The organism is Shinella sp. H4-D48 (assembly GCF_022637395.1).
GTDB classification, from domain to species: domain Bacteria; phylum Pseudomonadota; class Alphaproteobacteria; order Rhizobiales; family Rhizobiaceae; genus Shinella; species Shinella sedimenti.
In genome coordinates this window covers 286,771-311,518 of record NZ_CP093339.1, presented here as the reverse complement: position 1 = coordinate 311,518, position 24,748 = coordinate 286,771, and the positions used below count along the sequence as shown (strand labels likewise).

Sequence of the window (24,748 nt, the reverse complement as noted above, 5' to 3'; positions counted from 1 at the left end):
CGCGTTTCCGGGGCCTGCACGCCTGCATCGTGTTGCAGGCAGGCATGTTCAGTCAGGATTGCAGATAGGCGAGAATCATGTCCGCGACCATCTCCCGATGCCGCGCCTTGATCTCGTCGTCCATCAGGTCGCGGCCGAAGATCGCGCCGAACGTGTGGCGGTTCGAGACGCGGAAGAAGCACTGGGCGCTGATCATCTGGTGCAGGTCGACCGGGTCGACCTTCCGTCTGAAGGTCCCGTCCTGCTCGCCGCGCTTCAGGATATCAGAGATGAGACCGATGACCCCGGAATTCGCCACGCGCAGCACATCCGAACTCTTGAGATGCTCGGCGCGATGGATGTTTTCTATACTCACGAGCTGAACGAAATCCGGATTGGCGTCATCATGGTCGAATGTATTGGTAATCAGGCTGCGCATGGCCAGATCGGGCGCGAGATGGTTCAAATTCAGCCCGTTCTCGCGCGAGCGGATCTTGATATAGGCCCGTTCGAGAACGGCGAGATAGAGCCCTTCCTTGCTGCCGAAATAGTAATACAGCATGCGCTTGGAGGTGCGCGTCTTCTCCGCGATCGCATCCACCCGCGCGCCGGAAAAGCCGGCATCGACGAATTCCCGCGTCGCAACCTCCAGGATATTTTCGCGGGTTGCGTCCGGGTCGTTTTTTCGCGAAGGGCGGAGCTGGGCCGAAGCCAATGCCTGTATCCTCGTTGCTGATGAAGCGAACGGATGGATATCGTCACATCCGCCGGCGGGTCAACCGCAGGGCAGAAAAGATCACGCGCAGGGGCCGGCTAGAGCTAAGGGCAAGCATGTTCCGCCTTGAATTTGAAATAAAGCCTTTATGTTGACCGTCTTTGATATGGCAGGGGCCTTCAGCCACGCCGCACGCCATCCGATATCAATACCAGATCGTGGGTTCATGCTGCTCTCTATCAAGATCCTCCGCATCGTCGCTACCGCCCTCATCGTCACGCTTTCTGCCGCGCCCGGTTTCGCGCAGGCACCGACACAGGAAGCGATCAAGCGATCCGACCAGATTGCCCCGGAAATGAAGGCGCGGTCCGCCCGAGGGGACCACGAAGGCGCGCGCCGTATCGCGGAAGAGGCGAGCGCGCACTTCAAGGCCGAAGGTGAGGCATGGCTTTCGGCAAGCTACATGGTATCGGCCGCCGACTACGCCATGCGCATGGGCGACGCCGCGCGGGTGAACGCCGAATACTATCCGCGCATGCGCGAATTGCTCGCGACACTCGATCCCGTGGAGGAGACCCGCGCCAACCTCCTGATCGAGCTGCTGATGGACGCCAAGGGCCGGCTTTCGGATCGCGCCGGGCAGGACGAGCTGGTCAAGTTCTATGAAAAGCGCCTCCGCACGGCGCATGGCGCAAACAGCGAGCAGGACATCGATGCACGGGTGCGCGCGGCCTATAGCCTGCTCGAAAGCGGCCGTCTGGACGATGGACGCAAGCACCTGCGCGCGGCCCTCGCGGCCTCGGCAAAAACCAAGCTTCATGCCGTGACATTGCGACATTATACCCAGGCTGCGCGCAGCTTTCATGCGAGCGGCCTCAACGAGGATGCCGCCGCGTTCTTTCGCGAGGCCGAGGGCACCGCCGCCATGCAGGCGGAGGTGAAGGAACTGGCGGACTTCTATCTCGCCTATGCGGAGTTCCGAACGGCTGTGCCGGACAGCCAGCAGCATTTCGTGCCGCTCTATTCTATGGCGACCAATCTGTACGCCCGTTTCTACGGCACCGAATCCGAGCAGCTGATCCATGCGAACGACAAGCTCGCGAGCGCGCTATCGGGCGTCGGCCAGTACGGCACGGCGATCGACCTCGAAAAGGGCAATTACGAGATCGCGGAGAAGTCGCTGGGTGCAGACAATACCATCACATGGCGTATCGCCAACAATCTGGCCGACATGCTGCGTGGGCTGGGTTCACCCTCCCGCGCGCTCGAATACGATCTCAAGGTTCTGGAAAACCGCACGCGCCATTACGGCCAGAACCATTTCAACACGCTGGTGAGCGCAAACAACACCGCGCAGAACTATCTCGATCTCGGCGATTACGCGAGGGCGCGCCATTATTTCGCGCTGTGCCTGGATATTTCCAAAGCGCTCGGCGATACCGGCAATATCGCCGGCATGGAGGCATGGATCGCCTATACGGACCTCCTGTCCGGCGCAGCGCCGATGGACACCGCGGCGGTCAGCCGCATGGATGCGCTCGTCACCGATTCCAACTATCCCGGCATCCTGAGCATAAAGGCGGCCAATCTGCTGGCGGATCATTTCGCCGCGAAGGGCGACCATGCGCGGCAGATCAAGCACCTGCAACAGGCCTACAGCATTGCCGCAGGCGAAATGAGCAACGGCCATCCGCTGGCCTTTGCGGGGCGCATCGCCATTGCCAACGCCAAGGCCGAGACGGATCCGGCGACGGCCGCACAGGAATTCGCCGGCATCGATCAGGACATGCTGCGCTGGGTCCATCTGCAGGTCTCGGTCGCCGGCGGACGTGACGTCGGCGAGACGGTGCGCGCCATGGCGGACGATATGCTCTACCACTATGCGCGTTTTGCCGAGCGCAACCCTTCGGCCGTGCCGGCCTTTGCGGATGCCGCCCGGCGGTGGCCATCGCTGGCCACGCCCGATGCCGACAATGCTCTGAAGCTCACGCGCATGATAGACACGTGGGATACCGAAACCGCCCGCCTGCTCGACCGTATCTCGCGCCTTTCGCGCATCGCCCGCGAAATCTTCGCCGCCGATGTCGAGCAGGACCTCGCCTACGCCTATCTGACGGACACCAAGGCGATGGAGGGCGAACTCCACCAGCGGCTCGTCAAGCGCTACCGTATCGACCGCCAGGCGATCCTGAACCAGCCGCTGCCGACACCCGGAGAACTCGTCGGCAAGGGCCGGGCTTTCGTGCAATATTTCACGACGCGCAAGTGGCGCGCCGATCGCGACGCAGCCGACCCGATCGAGGACACGCAGCTCTATGCCATCGTCTGGCGCGGCAACAACGCGCCCTTGATGCGTGCGCTCGGCGATCCCCGCGAGGTGCTGGGAAATGACCGCGACGCGGTTGCCGCACTCCAGAGCCGCAGTGGCCGCGAGGAAAACAGGGGCTTGCTCATCGAGGCCCATCAGCGTGCATTCGCGCGGCTGCACGACCGGCTGATCGGGCCGATCGAAAAGGACCTGGCCGGTGCCAAGACGCTCTTCATCGTGCCGGACGGGCGTCTGTTCGCCCTGCCCTTCTCCCTGCTGGAAGACCGCGATGGCAAATTGCTGGAGGAGCGCTTCACCCTGCGGCTTCTCACCGAGCCGGAGGCGCTTTATCGCGCCGTCGAGGATGCCCGCATGCCGAAAGACGGACGCGCGGTCCTCGCCGGCGGCATCGACTATGAAAAGGACGACGAGGCGGGCGCCACGCCCCTGCCCGGCACGCTACGCGAAGTGGAGGCCATCGGCCGTATCCTGGACGAACCAGACATGAAGGTCGAGATGCTCACGGGGTCTGCGGCCAGCGAGACAGCGTTGCGCGAGCGCATGACCGGAGCAAAGATCGCACATCTGGCGACCCACGGCGCCTATGGCAGCCCGAAGAACGGCGGCACCAGCAATGTGGATACGCTCTGGCAGAGCGAAGTCATTCTCGCGCGCTCTGGCGACACGCGCAACATGCGCCGCGACGAGAAGGACGGGCGGCTCTATGCGTTCGAGTTGATGGCCTGGGACCTGTCCGGCCTCGATCTGCTCGTGCTCTCTGCTTGCGAGACAGCGCTCGGCGACGAGGCCTTCGTGGGCGGTGTTCGCGGCCTGCCGACGGCCGCAAGCCTTGCCGGCGCCAAACGCGCCCTCCTGACGCTCTGGCCGGTCGCCGACGACGGGACCGCCGATTTCATGGTGCGCTACTATGAATACCTGAAGGGTGGGCAGACCTACGCCGAAGCGCTGCGCAACACCCGGCGCGATGCCATCGCTGGAAAGATCCCGACAGCGAAGGACCCGCTCGTGTGGGCCGCCTTCGTTCTCTTCGAGAACTGACAGCGCGAGCGCGCGCCGCTATGTCTGCTGATAGACGGCAATAACCTTGTCGAAGTAGCGATTGTCGAGGTCGTCGCGCCGGATCACGAAGAAGACCGTTCCCTCCACATACGGCGCCTGCATCCAATCGGCGAGATCGACCTGTAGGAGAAGGGTCCAATCCCGCGCCTTCTCGAATATGGCTGCGCGGTGCTTGCCCCACTCCTCCCGCGACAGATGCTGCTTGCCGAATTCGCTCACCACCACAGCGTCGAAGCGCGGATCGTCCTGTTCCGGCATGGGGCTGCCAAGCAATTGCTGGCGCCGCCAGCCTTCCTGCGGATACTGGTCGTGGCTGGCTTGAAGCGCCTCCTCATAGGCGGCAAGCGCATCCTCACTCTCCTTGCTGGCCGGCTGCGCGCGGGCGAAATCGCCAAGCCGGTCGAATTCGAGCGCAGCGGGATTGGGCAGCCGATAGGTCGCTTCCATTGAAACGGCGCGTGCCGGTGCACCATAGTTCGTGCCCTGCTGCCTGGACGATGCTTCGCCCGGCGTTCCGAATTCAGCCTCCAGAGCCGCCGCCTCTTCCCGCGCCTTTACCTGAGCGGAAGCAAGGTCATCCGGAACGGACAGCACGGCGAGCCGATCGATCGGCGTGCGATCCCAGATGACCTTTGCCGGCCGCATACCGGTTTCCCACGGGCCGATGGCAATGTCGTAGAAGAACAGCAGGCGGCCCTCGGCAGGCAGCGAAGCCGCGACCGGACCGAGCCTTGCGGCTTCGGCGAGATCGATCTGCGCCATGAACGCATAGGGCAGGCCCTGCGCCATATGCTCCCGCATTTCCTGCGCCGCGTCCGCATTGCCGCGCTTTGCAATCTCCTCGGGATCATCAGGTTTTTGCGGGCGCGGCCATTTGAAATCGGCCGATGCATGCGGCGTGCCGCCAAGCTGACTTGCGCCGATGACGATGTGTCCCGCAGAGGGATGCAGCACGATTGCCGGCACCAGCGCCTCCACGATGATCTCGATCCGTGGCCTGTCGAACCACGCGAGCAGGGCCTCACCGGCAGCTTGCGGACTATCGAACATGAAACCTCCGTAAAGAGCTTTAAGCCTGGTCAGCAAATGGGCCGCAAAATGCGGCACACAATGGTCGGCAAGGTTTTTCACCCCTTGAGGATGTGATGTCTACCCGCAAAATGACACACCTGTCGTTCTCAACGCGGTTAGCGTTTCGTCCGGCCCAGCTCGTCCAACATGAAAGTGTCGAGATCGTCACGCTCGAGGTCGAGGCATCCGAGTTGCCGCATCAGGCCGGCAAGCTCGTCGTTGAAGATTTCCATCGCCCGGTGCACGCCGCCCTGACCGAAGCCTGCCGCGCCATAGAGGAACGGCCGGCCGGCGAAGACGTAGTCAACGCCGCAGCACATGAGAGCGAGCACATCCGACCCGCGGCGCACACCGCCGTCGAACATGACGGGGAAATCCGGCCCGACCCCCTCGCGAATGGCGGGAAGGCAATCGATGGAGCCGACGGCGCGGTCGAACTGTCGTCCACCATGATTGGAAACGATGATGGCATCCGCACCCGCTTCGCGCGCCATGCGCGCGTCTTCGGGATGCAGGATGCCCTTGATGACGAGTGCGCGCGGCCAAAGCTGGCGGAACTGACGCAGATGTTCCCATGTTTGCAAGGCGTAGCCGTGTTCGATGGAAAATTTCGCCACATCGAGCCCTGAAGCGCCCTTGGGAAGATAGGGCGCCCAGTTCTCCATCACGGGCAGGCCGCCTGTGAGCAGATAACGCAGGGTCCAGGCGGGATGCATCAAACCATCAAGGATCGCCTTGGGCGTGAATTTCGGAGGAATGTCGATATCGTTGCGGATATCACGTTCCCGTTTGGCCGCGACCGGAATGTCGACGGTCATGACAAGCGCGCCGCATCCACAATCCTCCGCGCGGCGGATCATGTCGCGGTTGATGGCGTCATCAGCGGTTGTGTAGATCTGATACCACAGGTTTTCGCCGGCGATCTGCGCTGCCGCTTCCATCGAGGAGACGCTGACGCCGGACATGATGTAGGGAACGTCGAAACGCTTCGCGGTCTGCGCGAAGAAAAGCTCTGCCTGCGGACGGAACAGTCCCGAATAGCCCATTGGCGCAATACCAAGCGGCCCTGCAAAACTTCGTCCCAGCATAGTCTTCGAAATCGAGCACGTCGCGACATCGCGCAGATAGCGCGGCATGAAACGGAACCGGTCGAACGCGGACCGGTTCTCTGAAAGACCGCGCTCGTCTCCCGCGCCGCCGGCAATCCAGTCGTAAAGCATGCGGGGCAGATAGCGCCGCGCCGCCTGCTCCAGATCATCGGTGTTTACGATCCTGTCGAGCGACGATTTGACCATTGTTCTTCCTGCGGTTCGGCTTCGGGCGGTTTGCCCTTCATGGCGTTATCCCGCGCCTTGAAACGTCAGATGACCTTGCCAGGGTTGAGGATGCCCTTCGGGTCGAGCGCGGCTTTCAGGAGGCGCATGGTGGCGATTTCGGCCGGCGTGCGCGAGTAATGCAGGTAATCGCGCTTGGCAACGCCGACGCCGTGCTCGGCGGAAATCGACCCGCCATAACCGGCGATGAGCGCGTAGACGAGCGCGCGAACCTGACCCTTGCCCTCCGGGGTCGGCAGGCCTGTCGTGACATGCAGGTTGCCATCGCCCAGATGACCGAGCACATGCAGACCGAGATTATCGGGCACCTCTTCGTCCAAGCGGCGCTGCACGTCGTTGACGAAGGCCTCCATGCTGGCAACGGGAAGAGAGACGTCGAAATCGACCATCGTCTTGAAGAGCTGCATCTCGGCTTCGAAGTCTTCGCGGATTTTCCAGAGCTCCGAGCGCTGGCGCGACGAAGTCGCGATCACCGCATCGGCGATGAGACCGGCTTCCAGCGCCTGGCCGACCACCCGCTCGAAAAGCCCGGCATCCTCCTCGGGGTCGAAGCCTTCGGACTCGCACAGGATGTAATACGGGAACCGGCCTTCGATCGGCGAGCGGCCGCCGAGAAGCGCATCAACATTGAAATGAAAGAATTCGGCCCACATGATCTCGAACGACGACAGCGTGCCGTGCAGATCGCGGCGCATCAGCCCGAGCGTTTCTGCAACCGCGTCGAAGCTCTCGAAAGCAAGTAGCGCGGTGTTGACCGAGCGTGGCGCGGGATGCAGCTTCAGCACGGCCCGCGTGATGACGCCGAGCGTGCCTTCCGACCCGATGAAGAGGTGTTTCAGGTCGTAGCCGGTATTGTCCTTCGTGTAAGGCGTCAGGTGGCTCAGTACCGTTCCGTCGGCAAGCACGCATTCGATCCCGAGCACCTGATCGCGCGCCACGCCATACCGCAGGGCTTGAAACCCGCCGGCATTGGTGGCAAGCGCGCCCCCGATCATCGCGCTTCCCCGCGCCCCGAAATCGAGACCGAAACGCAGCCCCTCGGCCGTGCAAAGCTGCTGGACGGCCTCGACGATCGCGCCGGCACCGACTTCGATTGTCATGCCCTTCCGGTCCGGCGCGCCGATGTGGTTGAAGCGCTCGAGCGAGATCAGCAGGGTCTCGTCATCGGATTGCGTCGCGCCGACAAGGTTGGTGCGCCCGCCCTCGAAGATGACCGCCTGCGAATGCTCGTGGCAGAGCGTCAGAAGCGCGGAAAGCTCGACCGTGTCGGCGGGCTTTACGAGGCCGAGCGCCCGGGTGGGGGTATTGATCCAGAAATCCTGCGGCCGGTCGCGCAGTGCCGTCGCGTCGATGACATTGCGCGCGCCCACGATTTGCCGTGCGTCCTCAAGATCGATCATGTGCCCTGCCCTGTCGAAAGCGCTGCCAAATCCCTGACCAGCCCGCGGCCCGAAGCCTGGATGAACCCCATGTCCGAGCCGATGGTGAAGAGGCAATAGCCCATCTCGATCAGTTCAGAAATGGCCGAAACGGCGGACACGTCAATGGCGGCCAGCTTTCCCGCGCGTCTTGCGGCATCAGCAGTGCGCTGCAGCACATCGCGCATCTCGCCGTCGAACCGGCCGATCGGCAGGCCAAGCGACGAGGCAAGGTCGGCCGGCCCGACATACAGCACGTCGAACCCTTCCACGGCCAGAATGTCGTCCACATTGGCGAGGCCCTTGGCGCTCTCCAGCTGCAGGATCAGGGTCGTCGCGTCGTTTGCCTCGGCAAGATAGGTCTCGAAACCCTCGTAGTAGCCGGATGCCCGCCACGGGCCGATCCCGCGAATGCCGGCCGGCGCGTATTTGCTGGCGGCGACGATGGCGCGGGCTTCCTCGGCCGTCTCGATCATCGGCACCATAAGCCCCGATACGCCTGCATCCAGCGCAGCCTTGATATCGGCTGCCGACTTCGACCGCGGCCGGAAGATGGTGGGCGTCCCATGCAGTTCGGCTGAGGGCAGAAGACTTGCCAGATCCTGCACGCCGATGGGCGAATGCTCGCCATCGAGCAGCAGAAAGTCGAACTGCGACCGCGCCATCAGCTCGATGACGGTGGGATGGGGAATGCCGACCCATGCGCCGAATACGGGTCGGTCGCTGCGAAGTCGCGCTTTCAGGCTCTTGGCCAGAGTGAGTGGCATCGGATGCTCTTTGAAATCAGGATTTGCGGAAGGCGGTGTCGTCGTGGCCCTGCCCGGAAAGGCGGGCAAAGACTTTGGTGATCACCACCGCCATGAGAATGTAGATGGCGGAAATGAGAAGAAGAGGCTCGTAGGTCAGGTATGTCTGCTGGCGCACCTGGGCTGCCACCGAATAGACGTCGATGACCGTGATCGTCGCCACCAGCGGGGTCGCCTTGAGTTGGAGGATCGTTTCACCGGCAAGCGTCGGCATCGCCCGCTTGAAGGCCTGCGGCAACCAGATGCGCCGAAACATCAGGAAACCGGACATGCCATAAGCCCTGGCCGCATCGAGCTGGCCTTTCGGCACGCCCTTGAAGGCGCCGCGGAAGACTTCGCCCTCATAGGCGGCATAGGACAGGGTGAGACCGAGGAACGCGTAGGGCCACGCCTGCCGCAGAATGGGCCAAAGCACGGAATCACGGATCCAGGGAAACTGCGGAAACAGCGAACCGAGACCGTAATAGAGCAGCCAGAGCTGAAGCAGCAGCGGCGTTCCGCGAATGACGGTGCAGAAGGCGCGCGCCGGCAGTGCAAGCCATTTAGGGCCGACGACCTGGACCAGACCGATGGGGATCGCCAGCAGCATGCCGAGCGAACTGGTGACGACCACCAGAAGCACCGTCATGCCCAGACCGCGCAGCAGCAGCGGATAATAGGTACCGAGCCAGTCCCAGCGCATCTGAAGCGCAGCATAGGCGCCGAAGAGAAGGGCGGCGATGACGGGCGTCAGCGTCCCGGCATCCAGCCACCGTCGCCCGCCGCGTGCCGTCGCTTCACGGACGATCGCATCCGGCGGGCTAGACATGGGCCATTCCCCTGGACGCGCGGGCTTCGAGCCGACGTGAGAGCAGATTGGAGATCATTGTGGCGAGCAGATACATGCACCCGGCCGCGAAGAAGAACGTGAAATAGGCCTTGGTGGTGCCCGCCGCCTGACGGGTTGCCTGCGTCAGTTCGCCAAAGCCGAGCACGGCGAGCAGCGCCGTGTCCTTCATCGCGATCAGCCAGAGGTTGGAAAGTCCCGGCAGCGCGAAGGGCAGCATGGCGGGAAGCGTGATACGGCGAAGCGTCAGCCAGGACGACATGCCATAGGCCTGCGCAGCCTCGATCTGGCCGCGCGGAACCGAAAGTATGGCGCCGCGGATAACCTCGGTGGAATAGGCGCCCTGGACAACGCCCAGCACGACAATGCCGGCAATCGCGCCGTTGAAGTCGATCTTCGCCTGGCCGAGGGCCGTGAGGATGCCGTTGATGAGATCGGCCCCGGCGAAATAGACGATGAGGATCAGCACCAGTTCGGGCACAGAGCGGACGATCGTCGTGTAGAGGTCGAGGGCCTGGCGCATCACGGCGCCGCCGGAAAGCTTGCCCAGCGCACCGGCCACGCCGATCACCAGCCCGAGGCCAAAGGCGCCAAGCGCGATGGTGAGGGAGCGCGCCAGGCCGACGAGCATGGCGCTTCCCCACCCTCCCGTCGTCAACAGCGCGATGCTGCCGGCGGCGGGAGACCAGATCATGTCGAACAGTTCTTTAATCGTCGTTCTCCAGCATCTTCAGTGCAAACGCAAACCTGGCCTGAGCCTCAGTCGCCGCCGTAGATGTCGAAGTCGAAGTATTTATTGGTGATGGCATCATAGGTGCCGTTCTTGCGAATGGCGGCGATGGCGTCGTTGATCTTCGCCTTCAGCGCATCGTCGCCTTTGCGCAGGCCGACGCCATAACCCTCTCCGAGCGTCGAGGGATCGCGCTTGAGCACACCCTTGGATTCGCAGCACTCGGTACCGGACGCCGACTTGAGGAACTCGTTCATGGCGACCACGCCGTCGATCGCAACATCGATGCGGCCGGCGGCGAGGTCCTGATAGACCTCGTCCTGCGTATTGTAGCCACGGATTTCGGACGCGTTCGCCGCAAAGTTCTTTTCGGCGTAGGCCTGCTGGCCCGTCGAGACCTGCACACCGATGATCTTGCCGTCCATGCTCTCGGGCGTCGTGTCGACGGTGGCGGACTTGGCCGCGACAACGACGGTCGGGACCTCGTAGTACTTGTTGGAGAAATCGATGACCTTGCGGCGCTCGTCGTTGATGCGCATCGAGTTCATGATCATGTCGATCTTGCCGCCCAGCAGCGCGGGAATGATGCCCTCCCAGGCGACCGGTACGCGCTCGCAATCGAGCTTGGCCTCGGCACAGACGGCATCGATGATCTCGACTTCCCAGCCCGTCCAGTTACCGTTCGCATCCGCCACCCAGAAGGGCGGATAGGCTTCCGGCGCAAAGCCGACGCGCGTCTTTTCGGCGTGCGCCGTACCACCCATGGCGAGCAGGGCGCCGGCCATCATTCCAAGCATGTATTTTTTCATGTCATTCCCCTTTTGGATTTTTAGTGAAAGCTTCCCAGAAACCGCGCAAGGCGCTCGGATTTTGGATTGCCGAAGACCTCTGCCGGCGCTCCGGTTTCCTCGACGAGGCCGCCGTGCAGGAACAGGACCTGGTTGGAAACGTCGCGCGCGAAGGACATCTCATGGGTGACGAGGATCATCGTCCTGCCTTCCTCGGCAAGCGCGCGGATGACCTTCAGAACCTCGCCGACGAGTTCAGGATCGAGCGCCGAGGTCGGCTCGTCGAACAGCATGGCGAGCGGCTGCACCGCCAGCGCGCGGGCGATGGCGCCGCGCTGCTGCTGGCCGCCCGAGAGAAAGGCCGGATAGACATCGCGCTTGTCGTAGAGGCCGACGCGTTCGAGCAGCCGCAATCCCTCATCAATTGCCTGCTTTCGATCCACACCCAGCACGTGAACGGGCGCCTCGATGACGTTTTCGAGGAGGGTCATGTGGCTCCACAGGTTGAAGCTCTGGAAGACCATGGCCAGCCGCGCGCGGATACGGCGCATCTGCGCCTTTGACGCCGGCTCCCTGTTGCCGTGGCCGTCGGGCTTGAAGGCGATCGCCTCGCCCTGGACCCGGATCTCGCCACCGGTCGGATGCTCCAGACAGTTTAGACAGCGAAGGAAGGTCGACTTGCCCGACCCGCTTCCGCCGATCAGCGAAATCACATCGCCCTTGTTGGCTGTCAGGCTGACGCCGCGCAGGACTTCGAGATTGCCGAAAGTCTTGCGAATGCCGTCCGCGTGAAGCATCTCCATCCTCAAACCTCTCCCGGCCAGCTGGGCATCCTGCAAACAGGATTTGACTGTCGAATAGAGCTAGTTCAAAGAAGACCGGCTGTGACTAGCAAAAAAACTCACATTTGGATGAATACAGCTCATGCGAGACATGCGTCGCTTCATCCCTTCGGGGAACCTGCTCTACGTGTTCGACGCGGCCGCTCGGCTGCAAAGTTTCACGAAGGCCTCCGAGGAACTGAACGTCACGCCGGCGGCCATCAGCCATGCGATACGGCAACTCGAAACGGGACTGGGAGCGTCGCTCTTTCACCGCAAACATCGCCAGTTGCAGCTGACGGACGACGGTGAAAAACTCTTTCGCTCGGTGGAAAGCGGGCTCGACCAGATCGAGCGCACGGCGATCGAGATCCATTCGACGGCGGCATCCGATATCAAGGTCTATGCCTCGATCACCGTGGGCACCTACTGGCTGCTGCCGCGGATATCGACCTATCCCAGCCACGATGCGCGCATCGAGATGCAGCTCTACAATTCCGACAAGAAACTCGATCTTCCGGCAGATGGCGTGTCGATGGCGATCACCAACGGACGGGTGGATTGGCAGGGCTACGAGGTCCTGCCCTTTACGGCGGAAACGATGTTTCCGGTCTGCAGTCCCGGCTATCTCGAGAAGCACGGGCCGCTGTCATCCCTTGCGGATCTGCCGGCCCATAATCTCCTGCATCTCGACAGTCACTATCACGAAGGCGCGACGTGGCGGGATTTCCTTGCCCATTACGGCCTGAGCTACACGCTGCCCGGCGGCGTCTCGACATTCAACAACTATATCCTGGTGGTTCATGCCGTGCTGTCGGGAGCGGGGATCGGTCTCGGCTGGCAGCATTCCGTCGGCGACCTTGTCGCCAGCGGCGCTCTGGTGCGCCCGCTGAAGGAAGCCCAGACCACCACAAACGATTTTTTCCTCGTCTACCGCAAGGGACGCCCCCTGACGCCGAAGGCCGCGGGCGTGCGCGACTGGCTTCTCGGCCTCGGTTCGCTCAATGCGTCCTAGCGCGGGGCGCTCTCCAGCAGATCAGGTGAGAATGTCGGTCGTTGCAGACATGCCGTCCCGCGGCCACCGCTGCAGGGCCTCCCGGCCCGCATCCGTGAGGCCGTAAACGCCGCGGTCCAGCCGTTCGAACCAGCCATAAACGTTCGAAAGCAGGATCTTTCCGGCATCCGGCGTGCTCACCCTGACGTCGCGCACCCGCATCGGGCCTGATGCCAGGGCCGTAGCGCAATCGAGGGCCTGCTGCCGGTAAGCCGTCATCAGCGGCGTGCGTGTGCTTCCGCCCAGGACCGGATCGCCGCGCCGCTTCTGGTGTTCGCGCATGAGCCTGGAGCGACGCTTCGGATTGGTTCGCGGCATCGGCGACACGGAGCCGACGATGATGCTGACCTCACCGGTGTCGGAAAGGCCGAGCATACCGATGCCCAACCTGCGGCAGAGATCACGGTAACGCTTGTCCGCCTCGCGGCCCCTGCCCTTGGCCGAGACCCGCGCCGCGATCCAGACCTCGTCCGCCGCGGCCGCGCGATCGACGGCCTGGAGGATGAGCTCCAGATTGAAACTCAGCTTCAGCTCGCAGATCACGACCACCGGCGGATCGCTCTCGCTCAGGCCAACGAGATCGCATCCCCCGATCTCACCTTTGACGGTATAACCTGCCTTTTCAAGAAAGCCTTTGACCGGCAGATAAAGCGACGTTTCCATGGACCTGCGGAACTACGTGGGAATCGGGCCATATCTACATCGATCCGCCCGCACGCAACAGCCACTATCGTCGCCCTCAGGCGCGCGAACCGGATAGAGCCAGATCGCCGACAACCTTCACGCGGACCCGCAGCGGATTGCCCGGAATATAGGACAACGGCACATCCTCGACATCGAGCAGCTCGATGCTTTCAGGATTGGCGCCCGCCGTCGCGGCACGGGCGTCCGCGATTACACGGGCCTCGTTGATGGCCTCCTCGCGGGACACCCCGTAGAACACCTGATCGCACTCGCCGCTCACCTGCGCCATCGCGGCACCGATGGCATTGGCCACGCCAGCGTGCTCGACCTTGATGATCCGATTGACGCCCGGCAGGCTGTCCGGCACCAGCGCGGCACCCCCGCCGACGGCGATGACGGGAATATCGGCCGCGCTCGTCTTCATGCGGTCGACGAGATCGGCGAGGCGGCTCTGGATCCACGCTTCGACATGCCCGGCAAGGTCGTCGGGCACATCTGCGACCAGGGCCGGATTGCCGAATTCCATGCGTTTCATGCGCACGGCGATGTCCGTGAGGGTCAGCGTATCGCCGCCCCGCACGCGCGCCTTTTCGGAAATGCGGTAACCGACGCTGGTGGGCCCGATCTTTCGCGTCTCGGGATCGATTACCGTACCACCGCCGAGCGCCACCGCAATCACATCCGGCATGCGGAAAAATGTTGCGACGCCACCAATATCCACCCGTGAGTTGGCCTCGCGCGGGAAGCCGCCCAAGAGCATGCCGCGCGTAATGGCGACAACGATCTCCTGTCGATCTGCGAAACCATCGAAAGGGTGCTTTCGCACACGTCCTGAGGCAAAGGATAGGCATGTCCGTTGGCCCCTCCCGCCCATGAATTTTACGGCTCGTTAACCATGATTGCTTAGGGATTGTTATCTGCCCGCCGATGGATGGCGGGGTTATAAGCATCGGCGGCCCCATGAAACATCAACCGCTCTCGGCCTATTCCCGACGTATCGGCTTGTTCACGGCCCTGGCATCCGTCACCCTGGTCACGCCTTCCCTCGCCCAGTCGGTCTGGTCCGGCAACACGAACAACGAGTTCAGCACCGGGACGAACTGGAATCCTTCCGCGCCGGGAGAGAACGATACGGCCGAGGTCAATACCGGCTCACCGCAGGTTACCAACGACGCCACTGTGGGAAAGCTCGATATCAACGGCGGCGATGTCACCATCAGCGATACCGGCAACCTTACCGTCAGGAACGGCACGACCATCCAGTCCGGCAGCCTCGGTATCAATGCCGACGGCGTGATGAATTCGAATGTCGAACTCAATGACGGCAGCCTGTTCATCGACGGCACTCTCAATGGAAAGCTGACACTCAACAAGGGCAACGTCTCGGTAAACGGCGCGCTCGGCAGCGCCGCCGTGAGAGACACGACGGCGCTCACCAATAATGGCACGGTCGGCGACGTTACCGTGTCCTCTGGCGGCACCTTCACCAACAACAACGGCGCATCTGGCGGCACGCTGACCAATGCGGGCACCGCCAGCAATGCCGGCACACTCGATGCATTGAACAACACGGCCGGCACGTTCACCAATGATGGCAGGATTACCGGACAGTCCAAGGTCACCGGCGGAACAGTGACCAACAATTTCGTGATCACCGACGCCGATGTCGCCGCAGCGGCCATCTTCATCAATAACTCCGATGGCGTCGCCGAAAATGTCAGAAATGCCGGCACCGCGTCGAATGCAGGCACCATTGCATCGATCCGAAACGATGGCGGTTCCTTTACAAACAATAACGACGGCGAGGTCACGGACAGAACCACCGTCGCCGGGGGCGTCGTAACGAACAACGGAGCGCTCCACGCGGTCGTCGTGGGGTCGGCCGGCATCTTCACCAATTCCAGCAATGCAACGGCGGGCGCGGTCACCAATGCCGGCAATGCGTCCAACGCCGGCACCATCGCCTCCCTGACCAACACGGCCGGAAGCTTCACCAACAATACAGATGGCAGGATCACGGGACAGACCAGCGTCACCGGCGGAACGGTGACCAACAACTTCATCATCACCGATGCCGATGTCGCCGCAGCCGCAGCCTTCATCAACAACACAAATGCGCAGGCCGGCGCCATCAGGAATTCCGGCACCGTCTCGAATGCCGGAACGATCGCCTCCATCCGCAATGACGCGGGCACGTTCACCAACAACAGCGGCGGGGAAGTGACAGGCACGACATCTGTCAACGGCGGCACGGTCATCAACAATGCGACGCTGGCGGACGTCAATATCGCCGCCGCGGGTGTCTTTACCAACAACAACAGCGGCAGGACCGGTGCGGTCGCCAATGCAGGCGTCGCCTCTAATGACGGTGTCGTTGCCGGGCTCGACAACAGTGGCGGCACCTTCACCAATACCGGCGAAATCGCCGGAGCGGCCAAAATAACCGGCGGCGTGCTCGTCAATCATGGCACGGTGGATGGCACGATCGATATCTTCGACGGCGGCCTGCTTTCCGGCACCGGCATCGCGGGCGGCATAACCGTGAACGCCGGCGGCGTGCTTTCGCCAGGACCGGGACTGGCCTCGCTGACCGTGAACGGCGACCTGCGGTTTCGCGAAGGCTCGTTCTACGATGTCGACATCAACGGCATGGGCAGTGCCGACAGGGTGGACGCCGCCAATGCCCTTTCCATCGACGGCGGTACGGTGCGACTGAACAATGCCGGCGGCACCTATGGCCTGACGAACCACTACACGATCCTGACGGCGGACAGCGTCACGGGCCGTTTCGACGCCGTTGCGAGCGACTTCGCCTTTCTTTCACCCACTCTCGTCTACGGCGCAAAGCAGGTAGACCTCGATCTCGATCGTAACGATGTGCGCTTCTCCGACGTTGCGGAAACCGGAAACGACCGCACCACGGCAACGGCCGTCGAAGCGCTGGGGGCTTCGAACCCGGTTTTCCTCGCCGTGTTGCCGCTCGATGTCACCGAAGCGGCAGACGCCTTCGCGCAGTTGAACGGCGAGGTGCACGTCTCCCTGCAAAGCCAGCTGCTTTGGGAAAGCCGTTTTCCCCGCGAAGCCGTGCTCGATCGTGCAGGCCTGTCGGCCGACGATCGTCCCACGCCTGATAATGGCGTTGCCTTCTGGACATCTGGCGCGTTTGCCACAAACCGTTTTTCGGCCGATGGCAATGCAAGGGGCATCGACAGCCGGTTCACGGGCGGCCTTTTTGCAGGTGATGTGGCTGTCGCCGACGACTGGCGGCTGGGCGGCCTCGTCGGCTACAGCCATCTTTCCGTGCAGCAGCAGGCCGATGCCGACACCTATCACGTCGGCCTTTATGCTACCGGCTCGGTCGGTGCCGTGAACCTCACGGGCGGGGCTACCTATAGCCGCAACGAGATATCGACCCGGCGCACCATCGCCTTCGGCAACTTCGAAGACCGCGTCAAAGCCGATTATGCCAGCGATAGCCTGCAGGCTTTTGCCGAGATATCATCGAATATCGACCTGTCGGGTATCAGGCTCCAGCCCTTCGCCAACCTCGCCTATGTCAATCTCGATACTGACGTCTTCGGTGAGACGGGCGGGGCTGCGGCACTGACGGCGGGCAGCGGTTCAAGCGATCTGGTCATTTCCACCATCGGCGCGCGCTTCTCAGCGGATCTGCCAGCATACGACATCCCCGTCACCTTGTCAGGAACGCTTGGCTGGCGGCATGCGGCCGGCGATCTGTCTCCATCGGCAACGCTCGCCTTCGCGGGCGGCTCACCCTTCATCCTGAAAGGCGTTACGCTACCCCGCGACGCCACCGTCGTGAAAGCTGGCGTCACCGCCAGGCTCTCGAAATCGGCAAGGCTCACGCTCGCCTATTCTGGCGAGTTCGCCAAAGGCTTGCACTCCCACACCGCCCAGGCAAACCTCCTCGTGAATTTCTAGCCGGCGATGGCATCGCCTCGATGGGAAGTTCCACCGAGACGAGGCTGTTCGCGCCCATGAATTCACGCCGGGAGCGCGGCATAATTCATGTTTCGGAGATCATCCAGCAGACCCGGCCCTGTCGGCGTCCAGCCGAGTTTTTGCCGCGTCAACGTGCTCGAAGCCGCCATGTCGGCTGCGGCGAAGAGGGCCAACCATCCGAAATGGCGGTCGGTCTCTTCCTGCGGCAGCGACACGGCGGGAAGTCCGAGGCCGCCGGCAATCACGCTGACGATATCGCGAATGGCAATGCCCTCTTCCGCGACGGCATTGTAGCGGGCACCGCGCTCGGCACGCGCAAGTGCCAGAGCATAGAGCTTCGCCACATCGCTTACATGTGCTGCCGACCACCGGTTGGCGCCCTGCCCGATATAGGCGACGACACCCTTTTGGCGTGCCATCGCGATATAGGGCGAGATGAGGCCCTGCTTGACCGTGTCGTGCACCTGCGGAAGCCGAACGACGCCGACATTGACGCCCGCCTCCAGCTGCTCCTGGCCCGCCAGTTCCGAGGCGATGCGGGGATTGCGATGGTGCGTATCGAACACGTCCTCGCGCGCCGGCTCTCCGTTACCGGGATTGCCCAGGCCGACGCCCGACGTAATAAGCAACGGCCGGTCCGATCCCTTGAGCACAGCTCCCAGCGCGGCGATGACCCGCCGATCCTTTTCGCAATTGGCCACGAAATTCGCAAAGTCGTGATCGAACGCCGTGTGGATGACGGCGTCGGCATGCTCGGCTCCTTTCGCGAGGCTCGCCGGATCGTCCAGCGTTGCGATATGGGCTAAAGCGCCAGCGCTCGCCAGCTCTTGCGCTCCGGCATCGGAGCGCGTGAGGCCGATCACCTCATGACCATCGGCCAGCAATTCGCCGAGGATACGGGAACCAATGAACCCGGTGGCACCTGTCAGAAAAACACGCATGAAATATCTCCTGCATTGACGCGCATCGGGATCTCATGAAAAATTGTCCTGTTAAAGTAGTGACTTTATCCTAGTATAATTAGCAACAGGATCGCATGACCGAAACCGCCAACGACAATGCTCTGGGCATCTTCCTGCGCGACCGGCGCATGCGGCTCGATCCGGCCACGTTCGGCTTTCAGCCTGGCCGCCGGCGCACGCCGGGCCTGCGCCGCGAGGAAGTCGCCCAGCGCGCCAATATCAGCCCGACATGGTATACTTGGCTGGAGCAGGGACGCGGCGGGGCTCCATCCGCCCATGTGCTCGATCGCATCGCCGTGGGATTGATGCTGACCGAGCCGGAGCGCGATCACCTTCATGTCCTCGCATTCGGCCACCCGCCCGAGCCGCACTATCGCCAGCACGAAAGCATCACGCCCCGGCTGCAGCGGGTCCTCGACGCCATGCCTTTCAGCCCCGCCATCATCCGCACCGCAACTTGGGATGTGGTGGCATGGAACAAGGCGGCCACCTTCATCCTGACGGATTATGCCAGGCTGCCCCGGGACCGGCGCAACATCCTGCGCATGATCTTTTCTGATGAGCGGGTGCGCGCCGCCCAGGATGACTGGCGCAATGTCGCCCGTTATGTCGTCGGGGCATTCCGCGCGGACGCCGCGCGTGCCGGCGCAGGAATGGAAATCCGGCAGCTGGTCGATGAACTCTCTGCCAGCAGCCCGGAGTTCAAGGCAATGTGGGACGACAACGAGATTGCGGCCGCGCGGGAAGGCATCAAGCGCCTCCATCACCCCTATCTTGGGGCTATAGAGCTGGAGTTCTCGAGCTTTGCGGTCGAAGGCCGGCCCGACCTCAACATGATGGTCTACAACCCCGCCAGCGCAGAAATCATGGCGCAGTTTCGCACGCTGATCGCCAACCTCTGAGCCTAGAGCCGTGCCTGCCACGCGCTGGCATACCGACGCATGGCACCTTCCCGCAAGGGGCGCGGATTTGCTTCCCTGGCGATGGCGGGGCGAGGGCCGGCATACAGCAAGGCGGCGCCGAGACTAGTGCCGGTACCGGCAACCGCCTCCACCGGACGCCCGGTCGCGGCGGCGAGCATGTCGAGATAGGCCGCATTTTCGGCAAACGGGCCTTCGACCAGAACCAGGCCCTGCGCCCCAACGATCTCGAGCCCCATCGCCGTCATCAGGGCGAGATAGAAGGAAACGGCGACGAACCGCTCGGCAGGCGTCAGCGTTGCCTCCTCCACCGTCCATTCCGCCTTGCGCCCCTGGAACGGGCCGGACTGGTTCTCGACCGCCGGCAGGAGCATGGCGCCCCGCGCGAGCACGGCGTCGACATCGGCACGCATATAGGTCTTTGGGCCATCGCCGATCAGGCGCTCGAATTCCCGCCCCCCCATGAAGCGGGCGGAAGGAACGGGGTCGCCATGCGCGTTGACATTGACCAGTGTATCGCGCGCCGGGTCGAGCATGATCTTGGCGCCTCCCACGGCCATGGAGATGACCCATGTTCCGGTAGAGACGACGGAAAAGGGCGCTTCGCGGGCAACAAGATGGGCATAAAGCGAGGCGTTGGAATCGTGAATACCGCAGACAACGGGTGTGTCGGGCCCAAGCCCTGTCGCCGCGGCGATCTCAGGCAGGACAGGCCCCAGCCGGTCGGCGACGCGCGCAACCGGCGCCATCAGCGCCGTCCAGCCTTCGCGCTCGACCAGCGCGGAATAACGGCCCGCCTGCGGCATCCAGAGATCGGTATGGCAACCGAGCGACGTCACCTCATTGACCGCCACGCCGCTCAGGCGAAAAGCCCAGTATTGCGGATAGGTGAGGATCGTGCGCGTCCGCTCCTGCAATCCCGGAAATGCCCTGAACAGCCAGAAAAGCTGCGCGCCGAGGTTCAGGCCCAGTGGCAGGCGTGGCGAACCCGTCTCGGCAAAGGGCGGACGAACAGCATCATATTCCGCGGCAAGGCTGTCGGGCCCGTCAAATTCATAATCCAGCGCCGGTGTGGCGAGCTTGCCCTCAGCATCGAGAAGCACAGCCGAGGCGCCATGGGTGGTGATCGAAATGGCGTCGATACCGAACTCAGCCTGAAGACGCTTCAGCCCATCCAGAATGAAATCCCACAGGCCCTCAATGTCATAATGCGGATAGGGCGAGCCCTTCACCACCGCGTTCGGCCTGCGTGCGACGGCGATTTCCGTCAGGCTCTCCCGCTCGACCAGCGCGACCTTCGCATTGGTCTTTCCGATGTCGATGACGGCGATGTGGCGCATGGCGGCCTTCCCGCTCATTCCATGTGGAAGACGGGCGTGAGATCGATGGCGATCGGTTCGTTCCGGTCGTTCGTCGCCATGATGTCGGCCATATGCGCCCACCATTTCTGCATGAGCGCCGTCTGCGGCAGCGCGGCCATCGTGTGATCCTTGCGCCGCCACAGGACGCCGAACAGCACATTCGTCTCCTCATCGAGGAAGATCGAATAATCGGAGACGCCGGCGGCGTGCAGAAGATCCACCAGCTCAGGCCATATCGCATCGTGCCGGCGCCTGTACTCCGCCTTCATGCCAGGATTAAGCGCCATCTTGAAGGCGTGTTTCTCGAGACCGGCATGGCTCATCGGCGGCGGTTCCTGATCTTGCGGAAGACGATCGGCAGGGCGATGACGAAGATGAGCAACAGACCGATGAAGATCGACATCACGATACCCGGCACGTTGAGAAGACCAAGGCCGAAGGTGACGAGGCCCATGATCAGTGCGGCCAGCACCACGCCCTGGATCGTTCCCGCACCGCCGAGAATGGAGACACCGCCCAGCACGACCATGGTCACCGCCTCAAGCTCCCAGCCTGCGGCGATGGAGGGGCGCGTGGAATCGAGTCGGGAGGTCAGCAGCACCGCGGCGATGCCCGACATGAGGCCCGTCAGCAGGAAGAGGATGAACTTCACCCGCTCGACGCGAATGCCGGAGAAGCGCGCAGCCACGTCGTTGTTGCCGATGGCGAAGACCTGCCGGCCGAAATTCGTGCGGTGCAGGAGCACGTAATAGAGGAGCGCGAAAAGGACGAAGAGCGTGAATTCGAAGGAGAAGACCCAGAAGACATAGCCCTGGCCGAAATAGGCGAAGCTGGCCGGATAGCCTTTGAACGCCTGGTCGCCGAGCACGATATAGGAAATGCCGCGAAAGAAGCTCATCGTGCCGATCGTCACGACGATGGACGGCAGGCCGAGGCCGGTAACGAGAAAGCCATTGAACGCGCCACAGACGAGGCCGGACATGATCCCGATCAGCACAAGCTCGGACGTTCCCGCGCCGTATTGCAGCGCCAGGCCCATCATGGTCGAGGCGAGCGCGATGATCGAGGCCACCGAAAGATCGATCTCGCCCGAGATGATCAGCAGCGCCATGGCGAGCGCGATCAGCGCTTTTTCCGTGAAGTTGAAGGTCGCATCCGACAGCGCCCACGGCGACAGGAAATAGGGCGAGGCGAGCGAATTGACGACAAAAAGCACGAGGCCGACCACCAGCAGCAGGCTCGGCCACGAGAAGACCGCCGCGCTTAGCGGCGTGCCGAGCCGGTCGGGAATGCGGCGGGTTTCGGTGGATTGCACACTCATGCCGACGCCTCCGCTGTCCTGAGAATGAGACGCTGGCTGCGCTTGGCGCCGCGTCCGTTGAGAACGACGGCAAGGATGATGGCAGCGCCCGAAATCGCCATCTGCCAGAAGGGTGAGATGTTGATGACCGGCAGCGCACCATTGATGACGCCGAGGAACAACGCGCCGAGCACGGCGCCCGCGACAGTACCCACGCCGCCGGAAATCGAGATACCGCCGATGACGCAGGCCGCCACCACAGTCAGCTCGTAGCCGCGCGCCACCTCGACCGAGCCGATGACATAGCGCGAAACCCACAGATACCCACAGAAGCCGGACAGAAGGCCGGAGATGCAGAAGGCCAGGAACATTGTGCGCCCGACATTGATGCCGGCATAGACCGCCGCCGTCGGATTGACGCCGACCGCGTAGAACGAGCGGCCGAGTGCCGTGCGCGACATCAGGACGACGAAGGCCACGACAATGACGACCGCATACCAGACGAGCAGCGGCAGCCCCAAAACCTCGATGCGCGTGAAGGCGATGAACGAGGGCGAAAACGCATCCGCATTGACCCATTGTCCGCCGGCGATCAGGAAGATGACGCCGCGATAGATGGTGAGCGAGCCGAGCGTCACGACGATGGCCGGAATGCCGAGCCCCCAGATAAATACACCGTTGAGCGCGCCAAGCAGCAAGCCGCTGAAAGCCGCCACCGCCATCAGCATCGGAACTGGAATGCCGGGAGCGGCCTGGTTGATCAGCGCCACGATCATGCCCGAGAGGGCAAGGTTGGAAGCCATAGAGAGGTCGATGGACCGGGTGAGGATCACCACCATCTGGCCAAGCGCAAGGATCATCAGGATGGACGAATCCTCGACGATGCCGGCAAGGCGGGACGGCGACGCGAAGCCCGGCGCGCGCAGGTTAGCGGCAAAGACCAGCGCTGCGATGAGTACCGCCAGCCAGAATTCCCGCATTTTGACGATGGCGCTCATGCGGCTTCCCCGATGCCTGCGGCCGCCCTGACTAGCATTTCAGGCTTCAGGCCGGCATTGTTTTCGAATTCACTGACGATACGGCCCTCGCGCATGACGATGATGCGGTCGCTCATGCCCATGATCTCGGGCAGCTCGGACGACACCATGATCACGGCAAGCCCCTGCGAGGCGAGTTCCGACATGAATTCATGTACGGCCGCCTTCGAGCCGATGTCGATGCCCTTGGTCGGCTCGTCGAGGATGATGACGCGGGGCTTCGTCGCCAGCCACTTCGCGATCACCACCTTTTGCTGGTTGCCGCCGGAGAGGTTGCCGACATTCTGGTCGAGCGAGGCGGCGCGCAGGTCCAGCCGCTCGGTATATTCGCGCGCCAGCTTGAACTCCTCCGCCAGACGCAGGAAGCCGTGCCGCGACGTCTTCTTCAGCGAGGCGAGCGTCACGTTCTGGAAGATCGGCAGGCCGGTGACGGCGCCCTGTTTGCCGCGATCCTCGGGCACGTAGACGATTCCCTTGTCGACAGCCTGGGCGGGCGAGCGGATGACCGCCACTTCGCCATCGATGCGCACAGCACCCTTGGATGGTTTCGTGATGCCGAACAGCGACTGCATGACTTCGCTGCGGCCCGCGCCGACGAGGCCGTAGAAGCCGAGGATTTCGCCGGCGCGCAACGAAAAGCCGATATCGGCAAACTCGGTCGGATGGCAGTAGCCGACGACCTTGAGCACCTCGTCTCCGGGCGTCACCTGCTTCTTCGGAAACACCTGATCGACCGAGCGGCCGACCATCATGCGCACGATCTCCTGCTGGGATGTATCCTTCAACAGTCCCTCGCCCACCATCTCGCCATCGCGGAAGACCGTGTAGCGGTCGGCGATGCGGTAGATCTCGTCGAACTTGTGGGAGATGAACAGGATCGCCTTGCCCTGCGACTTCAGGAAGTCGATCAGATCGAACAGGTCCTGAATTTCCTTGTAGGACAGGGCTGCCGTCGGCTCGTCCATGATGACGACCTCGGCATTGACCGAAAGCGCGCGCGCCACCGCCACCAGATGCTTGTTGGCGATGGACAGGTCCTTCAGCTTGGTGTCGGGCGCGATATGGCCGGCGCCGATTTCCGCAAGAAGCGTCCTGGCCCGCGCATTCATTCCCCGCCAGTCGATCAGGCCGAACGCGGCGCGGGGCGCATGGCCGAGGAAGATGTTTTCCGCAACCGACAGCTCGTCGAAGAGAACCGTTTCTTGGTGAATCGCGGTGATGCCGGCCTGGAAGGCGGCATGCGGCGACGACAGCACGACGGGTTTGCCCGAAATACGGATTTCGCCTTCGTCCGGCTGATAGATGCCGGTCATTGTCTTGACCAGCGTCGACTTGCCGGCACCGTTCTCGCCGATCAGCGCGGTGACCTCTCCCGGATAGAGGCGCAGCCCCACCTTGTGGAGCGCACGCACGCCGGGAAAGGATTTGGAGATCCCCGACAGCTCGACCTTCGGCTCTTTTGGGATAATCATCGGCTTCAGGACCCGACCTGTCTTCGAGAATGAGTGCGCGAGAAGGCAACCGGAAACCGGCTCCAGCGCGCAGGAAGGATGCGGCGGAGACCTTCGCTCCGCCGCTTTTGCCTCTCAAG

Annotated in this window: 21 protein-coding genes; 4 read left to right on the top strand and 17 right to left on the bottom strand. The window is 62.9% G+C overall.

All coding sequences use genetic code 11. From position 1 onward, the window contains the following. Window positions 1-52: 52 nt before the first annotated feature. On the bottom strand, window positions 53-694 hold the full coding sequence (locus tag MNR02_RS22535; RefSeq protein ID WP_241949687.1) for a TetR/AcrR family transcriptional regulator: 642 nt from the start codon (window positions 692-694) through the stop codon (window positions 53-55). Between the two features lie 226 nt (window positions 695-920). On the opposite strand from MNR02_RS22535, the gene MNR02_RS22530 reads away from it, so the two are divergent. Next, window positions 921-4,061 (top strand): CHAT domain-containing tetratricopeptide repeat protein, encoded by a 3,141-nt coding sequence (locus MNR02_RS22530; protein WP_241949686.1) that lies wholly within the window; start codon window positions 921-923, stop codon window positions 4,059-4,061. Between the two features lie 18 nt (window positions 4,062-4,079). Here the strand turns inward: MNR02_RS22530 and MNR02_RS22525 are convergent, their stop codons facing one another. The 8 genes from MNR02_RS22525 to MNR02_RS22490 form a co-directional block, all read right to left on the bottom strand. Next, window positions 4,080-5,132 carry a DUF1963 domain-containing protein gene (locus MNR02_RS22525; protein WP_241949685.1) on the bottom strand — a complete coding sequence of 351 codons (1,053 nt, stop codon included), beginning with the start codon at window positions 5,130-5,132 and terminating at the stop codon, window positions 4,080-4,082. Window positions 5,133-5,269: 137 nt separating this feature from the next. After that, on the bottom strand, window positions 5,270-6,448 hold the full coding sequence (locus MNR02_RS22520; protein WP_241949684.1) for an alpha-hydroxy acid oxidase: 1,179 nt from the start codon (window positions 6,446-6,448) through the stop codon (window positions 5,270-5,272). A 65-nt stretch (window positions 6,449-6,513) separates the two neighbouring features. Next, window positions 6,514-7,887: an FAD-binding oxidoreductase gene (locus MNR02_RS22515; RefSeq protein ID WP_241949683.1), complete on the bottom strand. Its 1,374-nt coding sequence runs from the start codon at window positions 7,885-7,887 to the stop codon at window positions 6,514-6,516. Then, window positions 7,884-8,672, bottom strand: a complete 789-nt coding sequence (locus tag MNR02_RS22510; RefSeq protein WP_241949682.1) for an HpcH/HpaI aldolase/citrate lyase family protein — start codon at window positions 8,670-8,672, stop codon at window positions 7,884-7,886. The genes MNR02_RS22515 and MNR02_RS22510 overlap by 4 nt, the downstream gene beginning before the upstream one ends. A gap of 16 nt (window positions 8,673-8,688) precedes the next feature. After that, the gene (locus MNR02_RS22505) at window positions 8,689-9,519 is read right to left on the bottom strand and encodes an ABC transporter permease (protein ID WP_241949681.1); all 831 of its coding nucleotides are present in this window, start codon (window positions 9,517-9,519) and stop codon (window positions 8,689-8,691) included. After that, entirely contained in the window at window positions 9,512-10,231 is a 720-nt protein-coding gene (locus MNR02_RS22500) for an ABC transporter permease (RefSeq protein WP_241949680.1), read from the bottom strand. Before MNR02_RS22500 ends, MNR02_RS22505 begins: the two co-directional genes overlap by 8 nt. 65 nt (window positions 10,232-10,296) lie before the next feature. Further along, window positions 10,297-11,076 (bottom strand): transporter substrate-binding domain-containing protein, encoded by a 780-nt coding sequence (locus MNR02_RS22495; RefSeq protein WP_241949679.1) that lies wholly within the window; start codon window positions 11,074-11,076, stop codon window positions 10,297-10,299. 20 nt (window positions 11,077-11,096) lie between these two features. Continuing rightward, complete coding sequence (locus MNR02_RS22490) at window positions 11,097-11,858, bottom strand: ABC transporter ATP-binding protein (RefSeq protein WP_305854562.1); 762 nt, start codon at window positions 11,856-11,858, stop codon at window positions 11,097-11,099. A 121-nt stretch (window positions 11,859-11,979) separates the two neighbouring features. Between MNR02_RS22490 and MNR02_RS22485 the strand changes: the two genes are divergently transcribed. Then, a complete protein-coding gene (locus MNR02_RS22485; RefSeq protein ID WP_241949678.1) occupies window positions 11,980-12,891 on the top strand; it encodes a LysR substrate-binding domain-containing protein in 912 nt (303 codons plus the stop codon). Window positions 12,892-12,912: 21 nt separating this feature from the next. Here MNR02_RS22485 and MNR02_RS22480 read toward each other — a convergent pair whose 3' ends face one another. Next, on the bottom strand, window positions 12,913-13,593 hold the full coding sequence (locus MNR02_RS22480; protein WP_241604330.1) for a DUF2161 domain-containing phosphodiesterase: 681 nt from the start codon (window positions 13,591-13,593) through the stop codon (window positions 12,913-12,915). 76 nt (window positions 13,594-13,669) lie between these two features. Continuing rightward, on the bottom strand, window positions 13,670-14,440 hold the full coding sequence (locus MNR02_RS22475; RefSeq protein WP_241949677.1) for a hydantoinase/oxoprolinase family protein: 771 nt from the start codon (window positions 14,438-14,440) through the stop codon (window positions 13,670-13,672). A 134-nt stretch (window positions 14,441-14,574) separates the two neighbouring features. On the opposite strand from MNR02_RS22475, the gene MNR02_RS22470 reads away from it, so the two are divergent. Next, a complete protein-coding gene (locus MNR02_RS22470; protein ID WP_241949676.1) occupies window positions 14,575-17,556 on the top strand; it encodes an autotransporter domain-containing protein in 2,982 nt (993 codons plus the stop codon). 62 nt (window positions 17,557-17,618) lie between these two features. On the opposite strand, the gene MNR02_RS22465 is transcribed toward MNR02_RS22470, so the two are convergent. After that, window positions 17,619-18,518: an SDR family oxidoreductase gene (locus MNR02_RS22465; RefSeq protein ID WP_241949675.1), complete on the bottom strand. Its 900-nt coding sequence runs from the start codon at window positions 18,516-18,518 to the stop codon at window positions 17,619-17,621. A gap of 95 nt (window positions 18,519-18,613) precedes the next feature. Here MNR02_RS22465 and MNR02_RS22460 point away from each other — a divergent pair, with 95 nt between their 5' ends. Further along, entirely contained in the window at window positions 18,614-19,441 is an 828-nt protein-coding gene (locus tag MNR02_RS22460) for a helix-turn-helix transcriptional regulator (RefSeq protein ID WP_241949674.1), read from the top strand. A 2-nt stretch (window positions 19,442-19,443) separates the two neighbouring features. On the opposite strand, the gene MNR02_RS22455 is transcribed toward MNR02_RS22460, so the two are convergent. From MNR02_RS22455 to MNR02_RS22435, 5 genes are read right to left on the bottom strand one after another with little or no spacing between them, the layout of a single operon-like run. Then, complete coding sequence (locus MNR02_RS22455; RefSeq protein WP_241949673.1) at window positions 19,444-20,799, bottom strand: FGGY-family carbohydrate kinase; 1,356 nt, start codon at window positions 20,797-20,799, stop codon at window positions 19,444-19,446. A 14-nt stretch (window positions 20,800-20,813) separates the two neighbouring features. Beyond that, window positions 20,814-21,143, bottom strand: a complete 330-nt coding sequence (gene rhaM / locus MNR02_RS22450) for an L-rhamnose mutarotase (protein WP_241604351.1) — start codon at window positions 21,141-21,143, stop codon at window positions 20,814-20,816. Continuing rightward, window positions 21,140-22,141 (bottom strand): ABC transporter permease, encoded by a 1,002-nt coding sequence (locus MNR02_RS22445; protein ID WP_241949672.1) that lies wholly within the window; start codon window positions 22,139-22,141, stop codon window positions 21,140-21,142. Before MNR02_RS22445 ends, rhaM begins: the two co-directional genes overlap by 4 nt. After that, a complete protein-coding gene (locus MNR02_RS22440) occupies window positions 22,138-23,118 on the bottom strand; it encodes an ABC transporter permease (protein WP_241949671.1) in 981 nt (326 codons plus the stop codon). Before MNR02_RS22440 ends, MNR02_RS22445 begins: the two co-directional genes overlap by 4 nt. Beyond that, a complete protein-coding gene (locus MNR02_RS22435) occupies window positions 23,115-24,629 on the bottom strand; it encodes a sugar ABC transporter ATP-binding protein (RefSeq protein WP_241949670.1) in 1,515 nt (504 codons plus the stop codon). Before MNR02_RS22435 ends, MNR02_RS22440 begins: the two co-directional genes overlap by 4 nt. Between the last annotated feature and the right edge of the window lie 119 nt (window positions 24,630-24,748).